3 protein-coding genes and 1 pseudogene are annotated in these 3,299 nt (G+C 75.7%); 3 read left to right on the forward strand and 1 reads right to left on the reverse strand.

All coding sequences use genetic code 11. The features are described from left to right. Positions 1–859: aminotransferase class I/II-fold pyridoxal phosphate-dependent enzyme (locus ABZ641_RS30320; protein ID WP_359986917.1), on the reverse strand; the 859-nt coding region annotated here is incomplete at its 3' end. Positions 860–1,080: 221 nt separating this feature from the next. On the opposite strand from ABZ641_RS30320, the gene ABZ641_RS30325 reads away from it, so the two are divergent. The 3 genes and pseudogenes from ABZ641_RS30325 to ABZ641_RS30335 all read left to right on the forward strand — a co-directional run. Beyond that, positions 1,081–2,100: a hypothetical protein gene (locus ABZ641_RS30325; RefSeq protein WP_359986919.1), complete on the forward strand. Its 1,020-nt coding sequence runs from the start codon at positions 1,081–1,083 to the stop codon at positions 2,098–2,100. Beyond that, positions 2,097–3,074 carry a sugar phosphate isomerase/epimerase family protein gene (locus ABZ641_RS30330; protein ID WP_359986922.1) on the forward strand — a complete coding sequence of 326 codons (978 nt, stop codon included), beginning with the start codon at positions 2,097–2,099 and terminating at the stop codon, positions 3,072–3,074. Before ABZ641_RS30325 ends, ABZ641_RS30330 begins: the two co-directional genes overlap by 4 nt. Next, a pseudogene (locus ABZ641_RS30335) lies at positions 3,071–3,299 on the forward strand (peptidase M20); the annotation flags it as partial. The gene ABZ641_RS30330 and the pseudogene ABZ641_RS30335, both read left to right, overlap by 4 nt.

Below are 3,299 nucleotides of genomic sequence, written 5' to 3' on the forward strand. Positions count from 1 at the left end.
GCAGCCGGTGGAGGCCGGGGCTGCCGGCGAGGCGTTCGGTGTAGCCGGCGGCGAGGGCGGCGCGGCGGGCGATGTCCCGTTCGGCGCGGGTGAGTTTGGCGAGCAGGACGGCGGCCTGGACGTCGTCCATCTTGCTGTTGACGCCGAGCAGGTCGGTGGGCCGGTTGATGGCCGGGAAGTCGTCGACGCCGGCCCCGGAGCGGCCGTGGTGGCGCATCGCGGAGACGGCTTCGGCGATCCCGGGGTCGTCGGTGAGGACGGCGCCGGCGTCGCCGATCGCGCCGAGGGTCTTGGTCGGGAAGAACGAGAGCACGCCGCCGGCGCCGTGCAGTCCGGCGTGGACGCCGTCCCAGCGCATGCCGAAGGCCTCGGCGCTGTCCTCCACCACGGTCAGCCCGCGCCGCGCCGCGACGTCCAGGATCCCGCGCAGGTCCGCGAGCTGGTGGAAGAGGTGGACGGGCATGACCGCCGTGGTGCGGTCGGTGGCGACGGCCTCGGCGCTCGCCGGGTCGAGGCCGTAGGTGACCGGGTCGATGTCGGCGAAGACCGGGCGGCCGCCCGCCAGCACCACGGAGGAGGCGGAGGCGACGAAGGTGTAGGCGGGCACCACCACCTCGTCCCCGGGCCGCAGCCCCGCGGCCCGCAGCAGCAGCACGAGGGCGTCGGTGCCGCTGTTGACCCCGATCACGTGGCGGGCGCCCGTCCAGGCGGCGAGGGCCGCCTCGAGTTCGGCGACCTTGGGGCCGTGGGAGTACTTGCCCCGGTCCATCAGCTCGTCGAGATGGCGCCGGGTGGCAGGCCAGAGGGACTCGAAACTCTCCGCCTGCGTGAAGAAGGAGACCCCGGGGTGTTCGCCCATGAAACTCTCATCAGATCGTACGGACATGAACCCGGAATACCGGGGCGCGCGGCAGGCAATCTACGTCACGACCACGGCTGATGACCGGGACGGCCAGGGCACTTCACTCCTTCGAATGGCATTCTGTGCACATTATTTGACGCACGGTCAAATCCACCGTCCGTGTGCTGATTGAATGTCCGCGACGCACTGCCCCGGCTCGGAAGGAATGACGGCTCACCATGGCGGACGGACTCCGGACATTGCTCGTCGGCATGGGGCGTGCGGGCCTCGGCCTGCACCTGCCGGTACTCCGCAGACTCCGCGCCGGCGCGGACACCGCCCGGCTGTTCGCCGCGGCCCCGGTGCTGGCCGCCGACCCGCAGCGCAGTTGGCCGCCCGCCGCCGACCTGCGGCGGGTGACCCCGGCCGAGGCCGCCCGGCTGCTCGACCCGGCCGACTGCGTGGTGCACCTGTGCACACCGCCCACCGCCCGGGCCGCCGTGCTGGACGGACTCGGCCGGCTCGGCTTCCGCAGGATCCTGGTCGAGAAGCCGCTGGCCACCGACGCCCGCGGCCTGGACGACCTGCTCGCCGTCCGCGACCGCCACGGACTCGACCTGGTGGTGGTCGCCCAGTGGCTCGGCAGCCGGCTCACCGACCGGCTGCGCACCGTGCTCGCCACCGGCGCGTACGGGCCGCTGCGCACCGTCCACGTCGTCCAGCGCAAGCCCCGCTTCTCCCGCTCGCTCGCCGCCGACGGCCACCCGACCGCCTTCGACATCGAGCTGCCGCACTCGCTCGGCCTCTGCCTCGCCCTGGCCGGGCCGGGCGAGGTGACCGGCGCGGGCGGCACCGACATGGTGGTCGACGGCCGGGTGCTGCCCCGGCTCGGCAGCGCCTGGCTCAAGGTCGAGCACCGCTCCGGGGTCTGGACGCGGATCCGCTCCGACATGACCTCCCCGGTGCGCGAGCGCCGGGTCACCCTCGAACTCGCCGGCGGCACCCTGATCGGGCACTACCCCGGCAGCGAGGCCGACTCCTACGCCCAACTGATCACCATCGACCGGGACGGCGAGACCACCGAGCTGCTGCACGACGACTCGCTGACCGCCTTCGTCCGCCGCGCCTACCGCTACTTCGCCGCGGGCGGCGGCGGGCCGCACCCCGATCTCGCGGTCAACACCGAGGTGGTCCGCCTGCTCGACCGCGCCAAGGCCGCCGCCCGGCCCGCCGCCCCGGTCCGGGCGGCCGCCCGATGAGCGCCCCCGCCGCCGCACCGCGGATCCGCTTCGCCGGCATCGGCGACGAGGCCGCCGCCGACCTGACCGGCCAACTCGCCGCCCTGGCCCGGCTCGGCTGGCACCACCTGGAGCTGCGCACCGTCGACGGGCAGTGGATCGCCGACCTGCCCGAGGACGCCGTCCGGCGGATCGCCGACCGGGTCGCCGAGCGCGGGGTGCGGGTCGTCGGCGCGGCCTCCCGGATCGGCAACTGGGCGGGCACCGTCGCCGACCCCTTCGACCGCGACCTCGACGAGCTCACCGCCCTCGGGCCGCGCTGCGCCGCCCTCGGCACCCGGTTCGTCCGGGTGATGTCCTACCCCAACGCGGGCCTGCCGGAGCCCGAGTGGCGCCGCCTGGTGCTGCAGCGGATGCGGGCCCTCACCGAACTCGCCGACGGCCTGGGCCTCGTCCTGCTGCACGAGAACTGCAGCGGCTGGGCGGGCGGTTCGGCCGAGCGGATGCTCGACCTGGTCACCACCGTGGACAGCCCGGCCCTGCGGCTGCTCCTCGACACCGGCAACGGCGTCCCGTACGGCTACGACAGCCACCGGATGCTGCTGGAGGTCGCCGACCACGTGGCCCACGTGCACGTCAAGGACGCCGTCGGCGGCGCGGATCGGACGCGGTACGTGCCGCCCGGCGAGGGCACCGCCCGGGTCGCCGACACCCTGCGGCTGCTGCTGGACCGCGGCTGGAGCGGCGCCTGGTCGCTGGAGCCGCACCTGCAGGTCCGGCCGCACGAGGGGCTCACCGCCGCGGACGGCGCGGCCGACAGCGGCTTCGTCCGCGCGGGGCGCGCCCTGGCCCGGCTGGTCGAGCAGCAGCTGCTGCCGTCCGCCCCGGGCTGGCGGGCCGTCCCGGGCGGCCTGCGGGGCATCCCCGCGGCGGCGCTCCCGGGCGGCCGCCGGGCCGTCCCCGCGTCCCTCCCCGGCGGGGCGGCCGCCCGATGAGCGAGGACCGCCTGCTGCACGCCGACCACGCCCTGCTGCTGGACCTGCTGGAGCTGCCCACCGCCGGCCCGCTGGAGACCGGGCCCGGCGCACCGCCGCCCCGGCTCGCCGAGGCCCAGCTGCACTACGCCTGCGCCGCGGCCCGGATCGGGCTGGAGACCGTGCACCACGGCCCGGCGGCGGCCGCCGACCTGGACCGGCCGGACGTCCCGCCCATCAACGGCG

Source organism: Kitasatospora sp. NPDC007106, assembly GCF_040634455.1.
In the GTDB taxonomy this organism is placed as follows: domain Bacteria; phylum Actinomycetota; class Actinomycetes; order Streptomycetales; family Streptomycetaceae; genus Kitasatospora; species Kitasatospora arboriphila.